Raw genomic sequence first — 18,439 nt, forward strand, 5'->3', positions numbered from 1 at the left:
GTACCGTCGGCGCCCGTGCGTCTGGTCATCGCCCGCTGCTCGGTCGACTACATCGGGCGGCTGACCGCCCACCTGCCCCTCGCCACCCGGCTGCTGCTGGTCAAGGCCGACGGCTCGGTCTCGGTGCACGCCGACGACCGCGCCTACAAGCCGCTCAACTGGATGAGTCCTCCCTGCAGGTTGGAGGACGAGCTGGTCGACGGGGCGGGCACCTGGACGGTCACCAACAAGGCCGGCGAGCAGCTGGTCATCACCATCGAGGCGGTCGAGCACGACTCCTCGCACGACCTCGGCGTCGACCCGGGCCTGCAGAAGGACGGCGTGGAGGCCGAGCTGCAGCGGCTGCTGGCGCTGCACGTGGAGACGTTCGGCACCGGCTGGCAGCTGGTCCGCCGGGAGTACCCGACCGCGATCGGCCCGGTCGACCTGCTGTGCCGCGACGCCGACGGCGCGACGGTGGCCGTCGAGGTCAAGCGGCGCGGGGAGATCGACGGCGTGGAGCAGCTGACCCGCTACCTCGAGCTGCTCAACCGCGACCCGCTGCTCGCCCCGGTCAAGGGGGTCTTCGCCGCGCAGGAGATCAGGCCGCAGGCGCGGGTGCTCGCCCAGGACCGCGGCATCGACTGCGTGACCGTCGACTACGCCGTCCTCAAGGGCACCGACGACCCCACCCAGCGGCTGTTCTAGGCCCGGCACCCACCGCCGCCGCGGGGCTCCGCGGGTGCGACACTGCCCCGGTCAGCGTCGTGGAGGGATGGCAGCGTGGCCAGAGAACTGACCGAGGTCGGCGTGGTGGGCCTGGGCACCATGGGTGCGGGCATCGCCGAGGTCATGGCCCGCGCGGGCCTGTCGGTGACCGCCGTCGAGGTCGACGAGCAGGCCCTCGAGCGCGGCCGGGCCCACGTCGAGCAGTCCACCGGCAAGGCCGTCGCGCGCGGCAAGCTCGAGCCCGCCGACCGCGACGCCATCATCGGGCGGATCCGCTTCAGCACCGCGCTGGAGGACCTGTCCCAGGCCGAGCTGGTCGTCGAGGCCGTCCCCGAGCGGATGGAGCTCAAGACCGAGCTGTTCGCGAAGCTGGACAAGATCTGCCCGCCCGACACCATCCTGGCGACCAACACCTCGAGCCTGTCGGTGACCGAGCTGTCGGTGGCCACCGGCCGGCCGAGCAAGGTCATCGGCATGCACTTCTTCAACCCGGCGCCGGTCATGAAGCTGGTCGAGGTCGTGCGCACGGTGGTCACCGAGCCCGCGGTCATCGAGGACGTCGAGGCCCTCGCCGCCCGGCTGGGCAAGGTCGACGTCACCATCGGCGACAAGGCCGGCTTCATCGCCAACGCGCTGCTGTTCGGCTACCTCAACCACGCGGTCGCCATGTACGAGAACCGCTACGCCAGCCGCGAGGACATCGACGCCGCCATGCGGCTGGGCTGCGGCCTGCCGATGGGGCCGCTGGCGCTGATGGACCTCATCGGCATCGACACCGCATACGAGATCCTCGACACGATGTACAAGCAGTCGCGCGACCGGCTGCACGCGCCCAGCCCGATCATCAAGCAGATGATGACCGCGGGCCTGCTGGGCCGGAAGTCCGGCCGCGGCTTCTACACCTACGCCGCCCCGGGCTCCGCCGAGGTCGTCCCCGACGAACACACCCCGCGGGCCGGCGGTGCCGCCGAGGGCGCCCGGCCGGTGTCACTGGTCGGCGTCGTCGGCTCGGGCACGATGGCCACCGGCATCGTCGAGGTCGTCGCCAAGGGCGGCTACGACGTGCTGTTCCAGGCCCGCTCGCCGGAGAAGGTCGAGGCGGTGCTGACGGCGCTGCGCCGGTCGCTGGACAAGCAGGTGGCCCGCGGGCGCCTCGACGAGGCCGGCCGCGACGAGGTGCTGGGCCGGGTCCGCGGGACGACGTCGCTGGACGAGCTCGCCGACCGCGACCTGGTCGTCGAGGCCGTCGTCGAGTCGCTGCCGGTCAAGCAGGCGCTGTTCGCCGCGCTGGGGGAGATCGCCAAGCCCGGCGCCGTCCTCGCGACGACGACCTCCAGCCTGCCGGTGATCGAGTGCGCCAAGGCCAGCGAGCGCCCCGGTGACGTCGTCGGCCTGCACTTCTTCAACCCCGCGCCGGTGATGAAGCTGGTGGAGGTGGTCAGCACGATCGCCACCGCCCCCGACGTCGCGGCCACCGCGCACGCGGTCTGCGCGCAGCTGGGCAAGCACGCGGTCTCCTGCACCGACCGCGCCGGGTTCATCGTCAACGCGCTGCTGTTCCCCTACCTCAACGACGCGGTGAAGATGCTCCAGGCGCACTACGCGACCGCCGACGACATCGACGCCGCGATGAAGGTCGGCTGCGGCTACCCGATGGGCCCGTTCGAGCTGCTCGACGTCGTCGGCCTGGACGTGTCGCTGGCGATCGAGCGGGAGCTCTACACCGAGTTCCGCGAGCCCGGCTTCGCGCCGGCGCCGCTGCTCGAGCACCTGGTCACCGCCGGGTACCTCGGCCGCAAGACCGGCCGGGGCTTCCGGGACTACTCCGGCCGCTGAGGTGCCCCGACGGGGACGACGCGGCAGCGGGGGGCGGCCGTCGGGCCGCCCCCCGCTGGCACCCCGGTCCGACCCGGTCGAGGAGGCCGCCGACGGCGACTGGGTCGTGCGGTCCCTGACCGGCGCGGCGAGCACCAAGCCCTACCGCTGCCCGGGCTGCGACCAGGAGGTCCGGCCCGGGACGCCGCACCTGGTGACCTGGCCGGCCTTCGCGCGCGACTCCGACCTCGACCCCTGGGACACCGACTCCGCGGCCGACCGGCGCCGGCACTGGCACACCGCCTGCTGGCGCGCCCGCGACCGCCGTCGGTGACGGCGCCCGGCTCAGGTCCTCAGCTCACCAGGGTCGCGAAGACGACGACGTTGTCCTCGTAGCTGCCCCGCGACCGGTCGAAGGCCCCGCCGCAGGTCACCAGCCGCAGCTGGGCGTCGGGGGTCGGCCCGTAGACCTCCTCGGTCGGGAACGCGCCCTTGGAGTGCCGCTCGACGCGGGTCACCGCGAAGCGGACGGTGGTGCCGTCGGAGCGGTCGACGAGCACCTCGTCACCGGGCTCGATCCCGGCGAGGTGGGCGAACACGGCCGGCCCCCGGGCGGAGTCGACGTGCCCGGCCAGCACCGCGGGCCCGACCTCGCCGGGGACCGGGCCGGCGGCGTACCAGCCGGCCAGGGAGGGGTCGGCCGGCACCGCCAGCGCGCCGGCGGGGTCGAGGCCCAGCTCCACCAGGGCGCTGTCGACGCCGGCCGCCGGTACCCGCACCCGGACGGGGACCGTGGCCGGTGCCGTCGGCTGGGCGGCGAGCACCACCGGTCCGGGGACCGACGCCGCGGGCGCCGTCGCGCCCGATGCCTCCGCCGCCGGGGCAGACGAGCCGGGCACGAGCAGTGCGACCGTCACGGCGCCCAGGGCGAGCACGGTCAGGACCACGGGCAGCAGCGGGCTCCTGCGCCGGTGCGGCGTGCGGTACCGGGTCCCGCGCTGGGGAGCCCGGTGGCGGGCCGGGAGCGTCACCGGCTCCGGGAGGTGGCGGCGTGCCGCGGGCGACCGGCCGGGCGCCGCGCCGTCGCGAGACACACCCCCGCGCCGGCGGCCAGCGCTGCGCCTGCGGTGGTCAGGGCGACGGGCAGCGACACCCCGTCCGGCTGCGCCGCGCCGCCCGCGCCGGCCTCCACGCCGCCGGCCGGGACGACGGCGGTCCCCGCGGCGTCGCGCACGGCCCGCACGGTCAGCCCGCCGCCGGACCGGTCGAGCACCAGCACGCTGTAGACCGACCCCGCGGCCAGCTCGACCGGCAGCTCGGCCGGCTGCCCGCCCTCCGGGGTGACCCCGATGCCCGTGGGGCCGGCGGGCACGTCGACGTAGCCGCTGGTGTCGGCGAAGGCGAGGTCGCCGGCCAGCGACGGCCCGCCGGGCACCCCGACGGCGAGGGCGGGCGCGCTCGCCGCGGCGGCGAGGACCCGCAGCCGGGCCGCCCCGGATGCCGGCGGCGTCAGGTCGTCCTCGAGGACCTCCAGCCCGAGGTCGGCGAACGGGCCGACGCCGGCGACCGTGCGGGCGCTGTCGGCTTCCACCTCGACGGTCGTCGACAGCACCGGTGGGGTGTCCGGGTCGGCGCCCGCGGCCCGCATGCTGACGGCGTAGGTGCCGGCCGGGACGCTCTGGTACTCCGACACCGTGCCGTAGCCGACCGCCGGGAAGACCTGCCCGGCGGCGGGGTCGGCGACCGAGTCGACGTACACGTCGACCGCGGGGGTGTCGGGGGACAGGTGCGCCAGCCGCAGCAGGCCGCCCTCGTCCGCCGTCGCCGTTGCCAGGGGCAGCCCACTCACCGCGGCCGCCAGCGCCGTCACCACCAGGACGCGGCTGGTCCTCGTCACTCGTTCCTCCCCGTGTGCGGTCCCGGTCGCGTCGCAGCGCGGCCGGGGCGTCACTCACGTGTACCCCGCGCCCGCCGGACGCGCACGCCGGGGGTCCGCCGGGCGTGCCGTCAGCCGACGGCGCCGGCGACCAGGCCGTCGGGATCGGAGACGTGGTGGAAGGAGACCAGGACGCCGTCGGCGGTCACCTGCACGTCGTCGGGACGCAGCGGCGGCAACTGGGCGTCCAGCCAGGCGCGCAGCCGGTCGGTCCCCGCCGGGTCGGCCGGCACCGGCGCACCGCCGAAGGCGTCGATCAGCACCCGCCGGGCCGGCGTCCCGGCGTCCTCCTCGCCCGGCAGGGCCGGGAGGGCGGCGATGCCGACCCCCTCGCCCGCGGCGAGGCCGGCCAGGAGGCTCAGCACCCGCAGGTCCACCTCCCCGGAGCGCAGGACGGCCGCGACGGCGGGGTCCGCGCCGGTGGTCGGGTTGGCCAGCAGGGCCGCGGCCAGCGACCGCCGCCGCTCGCGTTGCTCGGCCGTGGGCTCGACGGGCCGCGGGTCGACCACCAGGAGGTCGTCGTCGCCGGGCCGGTCGAAGCGGGCGACGACCCGGGAGCCCGGGGGCGCGGGGCCGACGACCGCCAGCAGGGCACCGGGCGGGACGGCGCTCCCGGCCGCGCGGAGCCGGCCGGGCGGCACCCCGCCGGCGATGAGCTCCTCGCGGACGGCGGTGGAGGCGGCCAGGTCCGCCGACGGCGGGAGGGCGGCCGGGAGCCAGTCCGCCGGCGTGGCGGTCCCGGTCGCCGGGTCGCCCGTCCCGGCGGCCGTACCGCCGTCCCCGGTCAGCCGCGGCAGCAGGACCACTGCGGTGGCGAGGACGGCCAGCACGAGGGCCAGGAGGCCGCCGCGGACGAGCGGTCGCCGCAGCGAGGACCGGTCGCGGTGCCGGGCCCGGTGGCCGAGGTGGGTGAGGGCCGCGGCGGGGGCGTCGGCGGGGGCGGCGTGGCGCGGCCCGCCCGCCGCACCGGGGCTCCCCGGTCCGGCGGTGTCAGGCACGTGTCGTGCCTACCCTGTCGCGGCATCCCCCGCGCGCGGGGGATGCGGGGTCAGCGGCGCCCGGGGACGGCCGGCTGGCCGCCGGTGTCCTGCGGGGTGACGGCCGGCTGGACCCTGGTCGGCGCGTCCCCCGCGGGGGGCGCGCCCTCGGCCGGCCGGCCGGGCTCGGCCACACGGCTGGAGCCGCCGGCCTGCCGGTCCTCCTCCTGACCGCTGGCGTGGACCGGGCGGATCTGCTGCGTCCGCTCCGTCGAGACGGACTCGGGCTGCTGCACCGCCGGCAGCGTGGAGGGCGAGGACGACCGGGTGGGCTGGCGGGCGGCCGCGGCCTCCCCGACCCCCTGGACCGGTGTGTCGACGGTGCGCGCGTGCGGAGCCGGTCGCGGTGCGCCCGGCTGCCCGCCGGTCTGCGGCCCCACGGCCGGCTGCACGGCCGTCTGCGGACCGACGGCGGGCTGCATCGCCGTCTGCGGCCCGGCGACCGGCTGGACGGCGGTCTGCGGCCCGCCGGGCTCACGGCGCGGCAGCCGCACCTCCTCGGTCGCCCCGGGGCGCGGTGCCTGGGCCGGCTGGGGAGCCTGCCCCTGCTGGGGCTGGCCCTGCTGCGGCTGACCCTGCTGGCCACCCTGGCCCTGCTGCGGCGCCGCGGGACGCGGCTGCGGCCGGTCGCCGAGGTCGGGCAGGGCGGAGAGCACCCGGCGGGCCTCGGTGAGGCGGGCGGTCAGCTCGTCGCGCACCCGGCGGACGGCGGCGGCCGAGGCCTCGGCCTCGCCGACGACGCGGGCGGCGTGCGCCTCGGCCGCGGCGACCCGCTGCTGCGCGGCCTGGACCGAGGCGCGCTCCCGCTCCTCCTCGGCGCGCGCGGCCTCCATCCGGCGGGCGCGCTGGGCGATCTCGAAGTCCTCCTCCACCTTGGTCCGGCGGGCCTGGGACTCGGCCTCGAGGCGGGCGACCTTCTCCTGTGCCTTGGCGACCAGCTCGTCGGCGCGGATCTGCGCCTTGCTGGCGATCTGCTCGGCGTTCTGGCGGGCCTCGGTGAGCATCCGCTCCACCTCGGCCTGCCCGGCGGCGTGCCGCTCGAGCATCGCCCGCTCCTCGGCGGCGGTCTGCTCGCGCAGCGCGCGGGCCTCCTGCTCGGCGGCGGCGCGGATGTCCGCGGCCTCCTCCTCGGCCAGCCGGAGCATGTGCGAGATCCGCTCGCTCATGTTCTCGAAGGTGGCCGGGCCGGAGGTGGCGGCCTTGCGGCGCAGCTGCTCGATCTCCGCGTGCATCGCCGACAGCTGGCCGGCGAGGTCGGCCGAGCGGCCCACGGCGGCGTCCCGGTCGGCCATGGCGACCCGGATGTCGGCCTCGAGGCGTTCGATGGTCTCGGCCACCTGGTGGCGGTCGTAACCCCGCAGCACCACGTCGAACGAGTGCTGCGCCTCGCGCATCGGCAGCAGGTCGCGGCGGGGATCGCTCATGCCGCCATCCTCGCAGAGTCCGGGAGTGTCGTCAGGACGTCGGTCGGGCACCGGACCGCGCCCCGCCCGGCGGGCGGCCCCTCCCCGGGCGCTCCGCGGTGGTCCGGGCCGATCACCCGGCCCGGACCACCGGCGGGTTCACACGCCGCGGAAGCGGTTGATCGCGCTCAGGTGCCGTTCCCGCTTCTCGGCGTCCTTGACACCCAGGCCCTCCTGCGGGGCGAGGGTGAGCACGCCGACCTTGCCCTGGTGCAGGTTGTGGTGGACGTCGTAGGCCGCCTGGCCCACGTCCTCCATCGCGTAGGTCCGCGACAGGGTCGGGTGGACCAGGCCCCGGTCGATGAGCCGGTTGGCCTCCCACGCCTCCTTGTAGTTGGCGAAGTGCGACCCGACGATCCGCTTGAGGTTCATCCACAGGTAGCGGTTGTCGTAGGAGTGCATGTACCCGCTGGTGGAGGCGCAGGTGACGATCGTGCCGCCCTTCTTGGCGACGTAGACGCTCGCGCCGAAGGTCTCCCGGCCGGGGTGCTCGAAGACGATGTCGACGTCGTCGCCGCCGGTCAGCTCGCGGATGCGCTTGCCGAACCGCTGCCACTCCCTGGGGTCCTGGGTGTCCTCGTCCTTCCAGAACCGGTAGCCCTCGGCGGAGCGGTCGATGACCAGCTCGGCGCCCATCGTCCGGACGATGTCGGCCTTCTCCGGGCTGGAGACCACGCAGACGGGGATCGCGCCGCCGTTGAGCGCCATCTGGGTGGCGTAGGAGCCCAGCCCGCCGGAGGCGCCCCAGACCAGCACGACGTCGCCCTGCTTCATGCCGGCGCCGTTGCGGGAGACGAGCTGGCGGTAGGCGGTGGAGTTGACCAGCCCGGGGGCGGCCGCCTCCTCCCAGGACAGGTGCCGTGGCTTGGGCATGAGCTGGTTGCTCTTGACCAGCGCCAGCTCGGCCAGGCCGCCGAAGTTGGTCTCGAACCCCCAGATGCGCTGCTGGGGGTCCATCATCGTGTCGCCGTGGCCGGCCGGGTCCTCCAGCTCCACCGACAGGCAGTGCGCCACGACCTCGTCGCCGGGCTTCCACTTGTTCACGCCCGGGCCCACCCGCAGCACGACGCCGGCCAGGTCGGAGCCGACGACGTGGTAGGGCAGGTCGTGCCGCTTGGTGAGCGGGTTCTGGCGGCCGTAGCGCTCGAGGAACCCGAAGGTGGAGACCGGCTCGAAGATCGACGTCCAGACGGTGTTGTAGTTCACCGACGACGCCATCACCGCCACCACCGCCTCGCCCGGGCCGAGCTCGGGGGTGGGCACCTCCTCGACGTGCAGCGACTTGCGCGGGTCCTTCTCCTTGGTCGGCATCCCGGCGAACATCTCCTGCTCGTCCTTGCGGACGACGACCGCCCGGTAGGACTCCGGCACCGGCAGCCCGCCGATGTCGCTGAGCTGGTCGGCGAGGATGGCGTCCCTGATCGCGTCCACGTGCTACTCCCGGGTCTTGGTCGGCTCGGAGCGGAGGGGGTGCGGCGGCAGGTTACCGGCCGGTAACCGCCGGGGCCGGGCGACCCGGGGACGCGCCCCGGAGCCCGGGGGCTCAGGAGGCGGTGCGGGCGGGCTCGACGAGCTCGACGAGGACGCCGCCGGCGTCCTTGGGGTGCACGAAGTTGACCCGGCTGCCCGACGTCCCGCGCCTCGGGACGTCGTAGAGCAACCGCAGGCCGCGCTCCCGCAGCGTGGCGCCGGCCGCCTCGACGTCGTCGACGCGGAAGGCGAGCTGCTGCAGGCCGGGCCCGGAGCGGCCGATGAACTTCGCGATCGTCGACTCCGGGGTGAGCGGGGCGAGCAGCTGGATCCGGGTCTCCCCGCTGCCGACGGCGAGCATCGCCTCGCGGACGCCCTGCTCCTCGTTGGTCTCCTCGTGCACCGACCGGACGCCGAAGGTCCTCGCGTAGAAGGCGATCGCCTCGTCGAGGTCGGGGACGGCGATCCCGACGTGGTCGACGGTGGTGAACAGCTCGGCGGGCAGACCCGTCGCGGCGTCGGTCATCGGGTCATCTTGGCGCAAGACGTCTGAGACGACTCACCAGTGTGTCGGGGATCACGCCGCGGCGGGCCGAGCCGTCCGGGGTGCCGGTCGGCCCGTCGACCCGGTTGGAGAACCGATCTATCCTGGCCTGCAGCCCTGTCCCCGCGACCTGCGACTCCCGCGGGCGCGGTCCGACCCGTCGTCGCCAGCGTCGGCGGCGCGCTCCTGGAGGCAGCATGTCCCGCTCGGTGATCGTCAGCGGCGCCCGGACCCCCATGGGCCGGCTGCTCGGCTCGCTCAAGGACTTCTCCGCGGCCGACCTCGGCGGTGTCGCGATCAAGGCCGCCCTGGAGCGCGCGGGCATCAGCGGCGACCAGGTCGAGTACGTGATCATGGGGCAGGTGCTGCAGGCCGGCGCCGGCCAGAACCCCGCCCGGCCCGCCGCGGTGGCCGCCGGCATCCCGATGACCGTCCCGGCGATCACCGTGAACAAGGTCTGCCTGTCCGGGCTGAGCGCCATCGCGCTGGCCGACCAGCTCATCCGCGCCGGCGAGTTCGACGTCGTCGTGGCCGGCGGCCAGGAGTCGATGACCCAGGCGCCGCACCTGCTGCCCAGCGGCCGCACCGGCACCAAGTACGGCGACGCCCGGCTGGTCGACGCCATGGCGCACGACGGGCTGACCGACACCTTCGACCAGGTGGCCATGGGCGCGCTGACCGAGCAGGCCAACGACCGGTACCGGCTGACCCGCGAGGAGCAGGACGCCTTCGCCGCGGAGAGCCACCAGAAGGCCGCCCGCGCGGGCAAGAACGGGATCTTCGACGAGGCGATCACCCCCGTGCTCATCCCGCAGCGCAAGGGCGACCCCATCGAGTTCCGCGACGACGAGGGCGTGCGCGCCGACACCACCGTGGAGACCCTCGCCCGGCTCAAGCCCGCCTTCGCGAAGGACGGCACCATCACCGCGGGCACCGCCTCCCAGATCTCCGACGGCGCCTGCGCGGTCGTGGTCATGAGCGCCGAGAAGGCCGCGGAGCTGGGCATCACGCCGATCGCCGAGATCGGCGCGCACGGCGTCGTCGCCGGGCCGGACGCGACGCTGCAGAGCCAGCCCGCCCGCGCGATCCGGCGGGCCTGCGAGCGCGAGGGGATCGCGCCGGAGGACCTGGACCTGGTCGAGTTCAACGAGGCCTTCGCCGCGGTCGCCCTCGTCGCCACCCGCGAGCTGGGGATCGACCCGGAGAAGGTCAACCCCAACGGCGGCGCGATCGCCCTCGGACACCCGATCGGCATGAGCGGCGCCCGGATCGTGCTCGACGTGGCGCTCGAGCTGCGCCGCCGCGGTGGCGGCGTCGGTGCCGCCGCGCTGTGCGGCGGTGGCGGGCAGGGCGACGCGCTGGTCCTGCACGTGCCCGCTCCCGCGTGACGCCCGACGGCCTCGTCCGGGAGGACACGGCCGTCGCGACGCCCGGCCCCGCCACCCCCCGGGGGAGGCGGGGCCGGCGCGTTGTCGACGTCGCCGACCTGGTCGCCCGCGCCCGCGACGGCGAGGCCCGCGCGGTGGCCCGGCTCATCTCGCTGGTCGAGGACGCCAGCCCGCTGCTGCGCGAGGTCGCCGCCGCGCTGGCGCCGCACACCGGGCGCGCCCAGGTGCTGGGGCTGACCGGCGCGCCCGGCGTCGGCAAGTCCACGACGACGACGGCGCTGGTGCGCGGCCTGCGGGCCGCCGGCCGGCGGGTCGGCGTGCTCGCCGTCGACCCGTCCTCGCCCTTCTCCGGCGGCGCGCTGCTCGGCGACCGGGTGCGCATGCAGGACCACGCCGGCGACCCCGGCGTCTACATCCGGTCGATGGCCTCGCGCGGGCACCTGGGCGGGCTGGCCTGGGCGACGCCGCAGGCGCTGCGGGTGCTCGACGCGGCCGGCTGCGACGTCGTGCTCGTCGAGACCGTCGGCGTCGGCCAGTCGGAGCTGGAGATCGCCTCGCTCGCCGACACCACGCTGGTGCTCGTCGCGCCGGGGATGGGCGACGGCATCCAGGCGGCCAAGGCCGGGATCCTCGAGGTGGCCGACGTCCTCGTCGTCAACAAGGCCGACCGGGACGGCGCCGACCGAACCGTGCGCGACCTGCGCTACGCCCAGTCCCTGGGCGGCCGGTCCACCGGTCCGGGGGCGTGGCGGCCGCCGATCCTGCGCACGGTGGCCGCCCGCGGGGAGGGCGTCGACCGGGTCCTCGAGGAGGTCGAGGCGCACCGCCGGTGGCTGGCCGGCTCCGGCGAGGGCGCCCACCGCCGTGCCGAGCGGGCCGCCCGCGAGATCGAGGCGATCGCCCTGGCCGGGCTGCGGGAGCGGATCGGCGAGGTGCGCGGGTCGGCCGCGCTGGCCGCGCTCGCCGGCGAGGTGGTGGCGGGCGAGACCGACCCCTACCGCGCCGCCGACCGGCTCCTCGGGCAGCTCCGGGACCCCGCGGGCAGACTGACCCGGTGAACGGGAAGCCGGACGCCGTCGTCGTCGGAGCCGGGCCGAACGGCCTGGCCGCAGCGCTGCGGCTGGCGGCGGCCGGGCTGCGGGTGCAGGTCGTCGAGGCGGCGGACCGGCCCGGCGGCGGGATGCGCACCGAGGAGCTCATGCGGCCGGGCTACCGGCACGACGTCTGCTCGATCGTGCAGCCGATGGCCGCCGCGGCACCGTTCTTCCGCGAGTTCGACCTGCCCAGCCGCGGCGTCCGGCTGGTGCAGCCGGAGGTCAACTTCGCCCACCCGCTGGAGGGCGGGCGGGCCGCGGTCCAGTACCACTCCCTGGAGGAGACGGCGGCCGCGCTCGGGCGGGACGGGGCGGCCTACCGCCGCCTGTTCGAGCCGCTGGTGGAGCACGGGCAGGACGTCGTCGACTTCTTCCTGACCAGCCGGCTGCGCCGGCTGCCGACCCGCAGCGTGCCGCAGATCGTGTACTTCGGGCTCAACGGGCTGCCCAACGTGAGCTGGCTGGCGCACCGGTACTTCGAGACCGAGGAGGCCCGCGCGCTGCTCGGCGGCGCCGCGGCGCACGGCATGCTCGACCTGAGCCAGCCGCTCACCTCCGCGCTCGGGATGCTGCTGACGATGCTCGGCCACCACGTCGGCTGGCCGCTGGTCGAGGGCGGGTCGCAGAACCTCGCCGACGCGATGGTCACCGCGCTCGAGCAGCAGGGCGGCGAGGTGGTCACCGGGCACCTGGTCACCGACCTGTGCGAGTTCGACGGCGTCCCGGCCGTGCTGCTCGACACCACGCCCGAGGCGTTCGTGTCGATGGCCGGCGACCGGGTGCACGAGGGCTACCGGCGCTGGGTGCGGCGGTACCGGCACGGGGCCGGCGTCTTCAAGATCGACTGGATCCTGTCCGAGCCGGTGCCGTGGACCAACCCCGACGCCCGGCGGGCCGGGACGCTGCACGTGGCCGGCACCCTCGAGGAGACCATCGCCGGCGAGCGCGCCCCGAACCAGGGGAGGGCCGCCGAGCGCCCGTACGTGCTCGCCGTCCAGCCGACCGTGCCCGACCCGACCCGTGCGCCCGAGGGCGGCCACGTCTTCTGGGCCTACGTGCACGTGCCGCACGGGTCCGACGTGGACATGACCGCGGCGATCGAGGACCAGGTCGAGCGGTTCGCGCCGGGGTTCAAGGACACGATCGTCGACCGGGTCACCAAGAACGCCGTCCAGATGGAGGCGTGGAACCCGATGTACCTCGGCGGGGACATCTCCAACGGGCAGGCCACGCTGCGCCAGATGCTGTTCCGCCCGGTGCCGCGGTGGAACACCTACAAGACGCCGGTCGACGGCGTGTACCTCGCGTCCTCGGCCACCCCGCCCGGGCCCGCCGTGCACGGCGCCTGCGGGGACAACGCCGCACAGGTGGCGCTGCGCGAGTTGTTCGGCGTCCGCGACGTCCCCCGGCTGCGCCCCGCCGTCTGAGGGGTCGGCCGCTCGCCCGTTGGTCACCTGCCGTGGTCTCCCGTCGGCGGTGACCACGGCCGCTGACCACTACGTCCGGCCTGTGGACGGCGCCGGCGGGCAGCGGCCGTCTCCGGGCAGGCTGCGCCGGTGTCCAGGTCACCCCGCCGTCCCCCGGAGCTGCGCGGCCGCGTCTTCCGGGGGTCCAGCGTCGTCTCCGCGGGGCTGCTGACGGAGAACGAGCTGTGGGGGCCGGCCTGGCGCCGGGCCTTCCGGGACGTGTACGCCTGCACCACGGTCGACCTCACGCACCAGCTGCGGGCCCGTGCCGCGGCGGTCCTGCTCGTGCCGGGCGCCGTCGTCAGCGGCCGGAGCGCCGCGGTGCTGTGGGACCTGCGCCTGGCCGGGGCGACCGAGGACGTCGAGCTCACCGTCCCGCCCGACCGGTCGCGGGTCCGCCTGCCGGGCATCCGGGTCCGCCGGGCCGCGCTGTCCGGGGACCAGGTCACCCGCCGGTCCGGCGTCGCCGTCACCACGGCCGCGGCGACGGCGGTCGCCGTGGCGGCCTCCGGTCCGCTCGACGAGGCGGTCGTCCTGCTCGACCGGTTCGTCGCCCAGCGGCTCGTCGACCTCGACGCCGTCCGTGCGGCCGCCGCGGCGGCGACCGGGCGCGGGTGCCGGCAGGTGCGGACGGCGGCGACGCTCGCCGACGGCCTGGCCGGGTCGCCGCAGGAGACCCGGCTCCGGCTGCTGCTGCACCGGTCGGGGTTGCCGCTGCCGGTCGCACAGTTCACCGTCCGCGACGACCGCGGCTTCGTGGCGCGGGTCGACTTCGCCTGGCCCGGACACCGGCTCGCGGTCGAGTACGACGGTCTGTGGCACGGCGACCCCGCCCAGTTCGTGGCCGACCGGCGCCGGCTCAACCGGCTCACCGAGGCCGGGTGGCGCGTCCTCTTCGTCACGGCCGAGGACCTGCGCTGTCCGGCCCGCCTCGTCGCCCGGATCGCCGAGGCACTGGCCGCCTGCGAACGAGTGGTCGGCTGACGTGGTTGTGCGGCCGGGGTGACCACGGCGGGTGACCGGTCGGCGCGGGGGCCGGGGCGCAGGCGGGCGGCGGGTAGCGTCGGGCGCATGGTCCGGGCGCTGGGGCTGCCGTTCGACCCGATCGAGCGCGCAGGGGAGACCTGGGAGCGGCGCTTCGGGCCGGCCGCGGCGATGCGCGCGGCCACGTCGGTGTTCCGGGTGCAGCAGATCCTGCTCGCCCGCTTCGACGAGGTGCTGCGCCCGCACGGGCTGACCTTCGCCCGCTACGAGGTGCTCGTGCTGCTCACCTTCAGCCGCAGCGGGCAGCTGCCGCTCAAGGTCATCGGCAGCCGCCTCATGGTCCACCCGACCAGCGTCACCAACGCCATCGACCGGCTCGTCGCGGCCGGGTACGTCGACCGCCGGCCCAACCCCGCCGACGGCCGCGGCGTCCTCGCCGGCATCACCGACCGCGGCCGCGCCGTGGTCGAGGCGGCCACCCGGGAGCTCACCGCGCTCGACTTCGGCCTCGGCGACCTGCCCGAGGCCGAGCAGGAGACCCTGTTCGACCTCCTGCGCCGGGTGCGGCTGGGCGCCGGCGACGTCGCGGAGGTCGACGCGGCCCCGTCCGCCGAGAGCTGACACCGCGCCCACCCGCCGGTGGGATCATGGGCGCATGCAGCCCACCCGTCCCGGACGCCCCGACCCGCGCGCGCAGGCCCAGCAGGCGCAGCTCGCCGCCTCCCTGGCCGGTGCGGTCGACCTCGCCGCCGTCAAGGCCCGCTCCGAGGCCGCCGCGCGGGCCGAGGCGGCCCCGCAGCCCAGTGCCACGGCCCCGGCGGGCGCACCCGGCTCGGCGGTCGTCGACGTCACCGAGGCCACCTTCCAGGCCGAGGTGCTCGACCGCTCCTTCCAGGTGCCGGTCGTCCTCGACCTGTGGGCCGAGTGGTGCGGCCCCTGCAAGCAGCTCTCCCCGGTGCTCGAGCGGCTGGCCGCCGAGGGCGGCGGTTCGTGGGTGCTCGCCAAGGTCGACGTCGACGCCAACCCGGCGCTGGCCCAGGGCCTGCGGGTGCAGGGCATCCCCGCGGTCAAGGCGGTCTGGCAGGGGCAGCTGGTCGCCGAGTTCACCGGCGCCATCCCCGAGGAGCAGGCCCGCCAGTTCGTCACCGAGCTGGTCCGGGCCACCACCGGCGGCGCGGTCCCGGAGGGCGGGCCCGGCGAGGACGAGGCGATGGACGACCCCCGCCTCGACGCCGCCGAGGCTGCCCTCGAGCGCGGCGACCTCGAGGCCGCCGAGGCCGCCTACGCCGCGATCCTCGAGACCGAGCCCGACCACCCGGTCGCGGGCCTCGCGCTGCGCCAGGTGCGGCTGATCCGCCGGGCCGACGCCGCCGGTCCCGAGGCGCTCGCGGCCGCCGACGCCGCCCCCGACGACGTCGAGGCGCAGACGCGGGCGGCGGACTTCCAGCTCGGCACGGGCGACGTCGAGGGCGCCTTCACTCGCCTGGTCGACGTCGTCCGGCGGACCGCCGGCGACGACCGGGACCGCGCGCGCCAGCACCTCGTCGAGCTCTTCGACGTCGTCGGCGCCGAGGACCCGCGGGTGGTCGCCGCCCGCCGCCAGCTGATGGCGGCGCTCTACTGAGCCGCGCCCGGCGGCGCTAGACCCCGACGCCGCACGGTTCCGCGCCGTTGAGGAAGCCGGCGCGGAACAGGTCGACCAGCTGGAACCCGGTCAGCTCGACGTCGGCGAGCACGTCCGGGTCGTTGCCGTACTCGAGCAGGAACTGCACGCTCTCGTCGATGTCACCGGGGGAGATGCGCACGCTCTCCAGCTGGTTGTTGTAGACCTGCGCCGAGTACCAGCCGGTCAGGCACACGGCCGACTGCAGCGCCTCGGTGTCGTCGGTGGACAGGCCCAGCTGGTCGCGGGCGGCCAGCGCGTACGGGACGGCCACCCCGGTGACCACGGCGAAGTCGCCGAGCTCGTAGGTCTGCTCGGCGAAGTCCCCGTCGAAGGCGACGAGGCCGGCCCCGTCCCCGCCGTCGGGGCAGTAGACCAGCGCGACGTCCTCGGGGGCGCAGTCCGGCGGGGCGGTGGTGGCCTCCAGCGCCGGCTCGGTGAACTCGGCGTCGAGGACCTCGGTGAACGCGCGGCCCCAGAACTCGGCCAGCGACGCCTCGGTGAAGCCGAGGGTGTCGCCGAAGGGCGCGTTGCCGCCGGTGGCGAAGTCCGCGTCGGTGGTGAACTCGCCCTGGGTGAACACCCGGTCGGGGCCGTAGCGGTCGCGGCAGGCCGTCGAGCCGTCGTCGAAGCCCTCCTGGAACGCCGAGACGCGGTCGAAGTAGGAGCCGTGCGCCTGCTGCTCGCCCGAGCCGGTGCCCACCGGGTCGCGCAGCAGGAAGTAGCCGCGCAGCAGCTGGTCGAGGTCGTCGGTGTCGATGGAGGAGTACTCGGCGTTGCCGTCGGCCACCCACGCCGTCCACGCGCCGGCCAGGCAGTCGGCCTGGGTCTCGGTGGCGATCGAGGCCGGCGGGTAGCCGACCCGGGCCTGCACCGCGTGGCCGAACTCGTGCGCCATCACCAGCTGCGGCAGCACCTCGCCGTACTGGCCGGCGAGTTCGCCGAGGAAGGCGCGGTCGTAGCTGATCGAGTCGGAGTTGGGCGCCTCCTGCGAGGAGCAGTAGAAGGCGTTGTTCTCCAGCTCGCGGGGATCGGTGCCGCAGCCGATGCCGTCGGGGTACAGCGACGGGTCGACGTCGTTCGGGTCGACGCTGAAGAAACCGCCGGTCAGCGGCTGGAACGGCTGCCCGAAGACGTCGGGGAAGCCCGCCGCCCAGAAGGTCTCCAGGTCGGCCAGCGCGTTGCGGGCGAGGGTGTCGATCGGCCCGTCGGTGGCGCCGACGACGCGCAGCGTGCCGGCGTCGACCGACTCGGTCGGCATGCCCTGCGACCGCGGGGTGCCGATCACGACGTAGGAGCACGCCGAGGTGACGAGGACGCCGAGCGCCAGCAGCGCGGCGAGGGCGCCCCGGGAGCGCGAGGGGAGGTCCATCGGGAGGCCCGTACCCGGCCGGGGCCTGCGTGAACGCGGCGGCGCCCGCCTCCCGCGCGGGGGAGACGGGCGCCGCTGTCGTGACCGGGACGGGCTACAGCCCGATGTCGCAGCCGGTGCCGCCGTTGAGGAAGCCGTCGCGGAAGGCGTCGACCATCTCGAAGCCGGACAGGTCGGTGTTCGGGAAGACACCCTCCTCCTGACCGTAGGTGAGCAGGAAGATGGCCGCCTCGTCGACGTCGCCGGGGGAGAGGCTGCCGATCTGCTCGAAGTCACCGGTCCAGAAGCGGGCGGTGTACCAGCCGGTCAGGCAGACCGCCGAGGAGATCGCCGCGGCGTCGTCGATCGGCAGGTCCAGCTGGGCGCGCGCGGCCTGGGCGTAGGCGACGGAGATGGCCGCGGCGACCGCGAAGTCCCCGATGCCGTCGTAGGTCGAGCCCAGCAGCTCCGCGTCGAGGTAGACGGTGTCGTCGGCCTCGCAGTACCCGAGGTCGCGGTTCTCCGCGCCCATGTCACCGCAGTCGGGCGCGTCCCCCTCGAAGGACTCGATCGCGGGGTCGGTGAACTCGGCGCCCAGGCCCGGGAACACCGACTGGTAGAAGACCGGCAGCGTGGTGGCGACCAGCTCGCCGATCTGGTCGGCGGGCAGGTTGCCCCCGCTCTCGAGGTCGGCCTCGGTGGTGAACTCGGTGGCGGTGAACAGCCGGTCCTCGGTGAAGTCGTCGCGGCAGGTGCCCACGCCGCCGTCGTAACCGGCGTAGAAGGCCGACATCCGGTCGAAGCCGGAGCCGTGCGCGCGCTGGTCGTCGGGGTCGAAGCCGACCGGGTCGCGCAGGCCGATGACCCCGAGGACGACCTGGTCGAGCTCGGCGGCGCGCAGCGCGATGTGCTCGGCGTTTCCGTCGATCACCCAGCGGGTGAAGGCGCCGGCGAGGCAGTCGGCCTGCGTCTCGACGACGATCGCCGAGTCGGCGAAGCCGAACCGGCCCTGCATCGCGTGGCCGATCTCGTGCGCCATGACCGCGGGGCCGAGGTAGGGCCCGAACTGGTCGCTGAGCTGCTGCAGCAGCGCCCGGTCGTAGGCCACGACGTCGCAGTTCGGGTCGTAGTGCGCGTTGTTGGCCACCCCCTCGGGGTCCTCGGGCGCCCGGGCGCAGCCGATGCCGGTGTCGGGGTAGGCCGACTCGTCGATGTTCGTGGAGTCGACGGAGAAGTAGCCGCCGGTGATCGGCTCGTACTCCTCACCGAAGTACTCGGGGTAGGCCTGCGACCAGAAGGTGTCCAGGTCGGCCAGGGCGTTGCGGGCGAGCCGGTCGGCCTCGGTGTCCGCGGAGCCGGTGACCGGGAAGTCCGCGTCGGAGACGTCGACCGGCACGCTCGCGCCGCGCGACGCGATGCCGGAGACGGTGCTCGTGCAGCCGGTGAGCAGCACGCTGCCCGCCGCTGCCGCCACGATGACGCGACGCAGGACATGCCTCATGGAGCTGGTGTTCCTTCTC

Annotated in this window: 17 protein-coding genes; 9 read left to right on the plus strand and 8 right to left on the minus strand. The window is 75.5% G+C overall.

Annotated elements, in window-relative coordinates; genetic code table 11:
• Positions 1 to 15 precede the first annotated feature (15 nt).
• The 3 genes from nucS to ACI79O_RS16865 all read left to right on the plus strand — a co-directional run bounded on the left by nucS (position 16) and on the right by ACI79O_RS16865 (position 2,857).
• Positions 16 to 687, plus strand: coding sequence for an endonuclease NucS (nucS, locus tag ACI79O_RS16855; protein WP_456873734.1), 672 nt, complete (start codon positions 16 to 18; stop codon positions 685 to 687).
• A gap of 75 nt (positions 688 to 762) precedes the next feature.
• The gene (locus tag ACI79O_RS16860; RefSeq protein WP_456890593.1) at positions 763 to 2,544 is read left to right on the plus strand and encodes a 3-hydroxyacyl-CoA dehydrogenase family protein; all 1,782 of its coding nucleotides are present in this window, start codon (positions 763 to 765) and stop codon (positions 2,542 to 2,544) included.
• A 106-nt stretch (positions 2,545 to 2,650) separates the two neighbouring features.
• Positions 2,651 to 2,857, plus strand: coding sequence for a hypothetical protein (locus ACI79O_RS16865; protein WP_456890594.1), 207 nt, complete (start codon positions 2,651 to 2,653; stop codon positions 2,855 to 2,857).
• A 19-nt stretch (positions 2,858 to 2,876) separates the two neighbouring features.
• On the opposite strand, the gene ACI79O_RS16870 is transcribed toward ACI79O_RS16865, so the two are convergent.
• From ACI79O_RS16870 to mce, 6 genes are all read right to left on the minus strand, one after another.
• Entirely contained in the window at positions 2,877 to 3,554 is a 678-nt protein-coding gene (locus ACI79O_RS16870; RefSeq protein WP_456890595.1) for a class F sortase, read from the minus strand.
• The gene (locus ACI79O_RS16875; RefSeq protein WP_456914703.1) at positions 3,551 to 4,420 is read right to left on the minus strand and encodes a DUF4397 domain-containing protein; all 870 of its coding nucleotides are present in this window, start codon (positions 4,418 to 4,420) and stop codon (positions 3,551 to 3,553) included. Before ACI79O_RS16875 ends, ACI79O_RS16870 begins: the two co-directional genes overlap by 4 nt.
• Before the next feature lie 110 nt (positions 4,421 to 4,530).
• Complete coding sequence (locus ACI79O_RS16880) at positions 4,531 to 5,457, minus strand: hypothetical protein (RefSeq protein ID WP_456914704.1); 927 nt, start codon at positions 5,455 to 5,457, stop codon at positions 4,531 to 4,533.
• A 50-nt stretch (positions 5,458 to 5,507) separates the two neighbouring features.
• Positions 5,508 to 6,920 carry a hypothetical protein gene (locus tag ACI79O_RS16885; protein ID WP_456890598.1) on the minus strand — a complete coding sequence of 471 codons (1,413 nt, stop codon included), beginning with the start codon at positions 6,918 to 6,920 and terminating at the stop codon, positions 5,508 to 5,510.
• A gap of 138 nt (positions 6,921 to 7,058) precedes the next feature.
• Positions 7,059 to 8,390 carry a crotonyl-CoA carboxylase/reductase gene (gene ccrA, locus ACI79O_RS16890; protein ID WP_456914705.1) on the minus strand — a complete coding sequence of 444 codons (1,332 nt, stop codon included), beginning with the start codon at positions 8,388 to 8,390 and terminating at the stop codon, positions 7,059 to 7,061.
• Between the two features lie 112 nt (positions 8,391 to 8,502).
• Positions 8,503 to 8,955 (minus strand): methylmalonyl-CoA epimerase, encoded by a 453-nt coding sequence (gene mce / locus ACI79O_RS16895; protein WP_456890600.1) that lies wholly within the window; start codon positions 8,953 to 8,955, stop codon positions 8,503 to 8,505.
• A 215-nt stretch (positions 8,956 to 9,170) separates the two neighbouring features.
• On the opposite strand from mce, the gene ACI79O_RS16900 reads away from it, so the two are divergent.
• The 6 genes from ACI79O_RS16900 (at position 9,171) to ACI79O_RS16925 (ending at position 15,529) form a co-directional block, all read left to right on the plus strand.
• Positions 9,171 to 10,361 carry an acetyl-CoA C-acetyltransferase gene (locus ACI79O_RS16900; RefSeq protein WP_456914706.1) on the plus strand — a complete coding sequence of 397 codons (1,191 nt, stop codon included), beginning with the start codon at positions 9,171 to 9,173 and terminating at the stop codon, positions 10,359 to 10,361.
• Positions 10,358 to 11,419, plus strand: a complete 1,062-nt coding sequence (gene meaB, locus ACI79O_RS16905; protein ID WP_456914707.1) for a methylmalonyl Co-A mutase-associated GTPase MeaB — start codon at positions 10,358 to 10,360, stop codon at positions 11,417 to 11,419. Before ACI79O_RS16900 ends, meaB begins: the two co-directional genes overlap by 4 nt.
• The gene (locus ACI79O_RS16910) at positions 11,416 to 12,882 is read left to right on the plus strand and encodes a phytoene desaturase family protein (protein WP_456914708.1); all 1,467 of its coding nucleotides are present in this window, start codon (positions 11,416 to 11,418) and stop codon (positions 12,880 to 12,882) included. Before meaB ends, ACI79O_RS16910 begins: the two co-directional genes overlap by 4 nt.
• Before the next feature lie 129 nt (positions 12,883 to 13,011).
• Positions 13,012 to 13,905 (plus strand): endonuclease domain-containing protein, encoded by an 894-nt coding sequence (locus ACI79O_RS16915; protein ID WP_456914709.1) that lies wholly within the window; start codon positions 13,012 to 13,014, stop codon positions 13,903 to 13,905.
• Positions 13,906 to 13,992: 87 nt separating this feature from the next.
• Positions 13,993 to 14,526, plus strand: coding sequence for a MarR family winged helix-turn-helix transcriptional regulator (locus ACI79O_RS16920; protein ID WP_456914710.1), 534 nt, complete (start codon positions 13,993 to 13,995; stop codon positions 14,524 to 14,526).
• 34 nt (positions 14,527 to 14,560) lie between these two features.
• Entirely contained in the window at positions 14,561 to 15,529 is a 969-nt protein-coding gene (locus ACI79O_RS16925) for a tetratricopeptide repeat protein (RefSeq protein WP_456914711.1), read from the plus strand.
• A gap of 16 nt (positions 15,530 to 15,545) precedes the next feature.
• Here ACI79O_RS16925 and ACI79O_RS16930 read toward each other — a convergent pair whose 3' ends face one another.
• Together ACI79O_RS16930 and ACI79O_RS16935 are read right to left on the minus strand one after the other, a co-directional pair.
• Positions 15,546 to 16,940, minus strand: coding sequence for a neutral zinc metallopeptidase (locus tag ACI79O_RS16930; RefSeq protein WP_456890605.1), 1,395 nt, complete (start codon positions 16,938 to 16,940; stop codon positions 15,546 to 15,548).
• Between the two features lie 94 nt (positions 16,941 to 17,034).
• Positions 17,035 to 18,420, minus strand: coding sequence for a neutral zinc metallopeptidase (locus ACI79O_RS16935; RefSeq protein ID WP_456890606.1), 1,386 nt, complete (start codon positions 18,418 to 18,420; stop codon positions 17,035 to 17,037).
• Between the last annotated feature and the right edge of the window lie 19 nt (positions 18,421 to 18,439).

It is taken from the genome of Geodermatophilus sp. SYSU D00696, assembly GCF_054050235.1.

Coding starts and splice junctions, on each gene's coding strand:
- ACI79O_RS16885 (WP_456890598.1), bottom strand. CDS start 6,920: ATGAGCGATCCCCGCCGCGACCTGCTGCCGATGCGCGAGGCGCAGCAC.
- ACI79O_RS16925 (WP_456914711.1), top strand. CDS start 14,561: ATGCAGCCCACCCGTCCCGGACGCCCCGACCCGCGCGCGCAGGCCCAG.
- ACI79O_RS16930 (WP_456890605.1), bottom strand. CDS start 16,940: ATGGACCTCCCCTCGCGCTCCCGGGGCGCCCTCGCCGCGCTGCTGGCG.
- ACI79O_RS16920 (WP_456914710.1), top strand. CDS start 13,993: ATGGTCCGGGCGCTGGGGCTGCCGTTCGACCCGATCGAGCGCGCAGGG.
- ACI79O_RS16935 (WP_456890606.1), bottom strand. CDS start 18,420: ATGAGGCATGTCCTGCGTCGCGTCATCGTGGCGGCAGCGGCGGGCAGC.
- ACI79O_RS16900 (WP_456914706.1), top strand. CDS start 9,171: ATGTCCCGCTCGGTGATCGTCAGCGGCGCCCGGACCCCCATGGGCCGG.
- mce (WP_456890600.1), bottom strand. CDS start 8,955: ATGACCGACGCCGCGACGGGTCTGCCCGCCGAGCTGTTCACCACCGTC.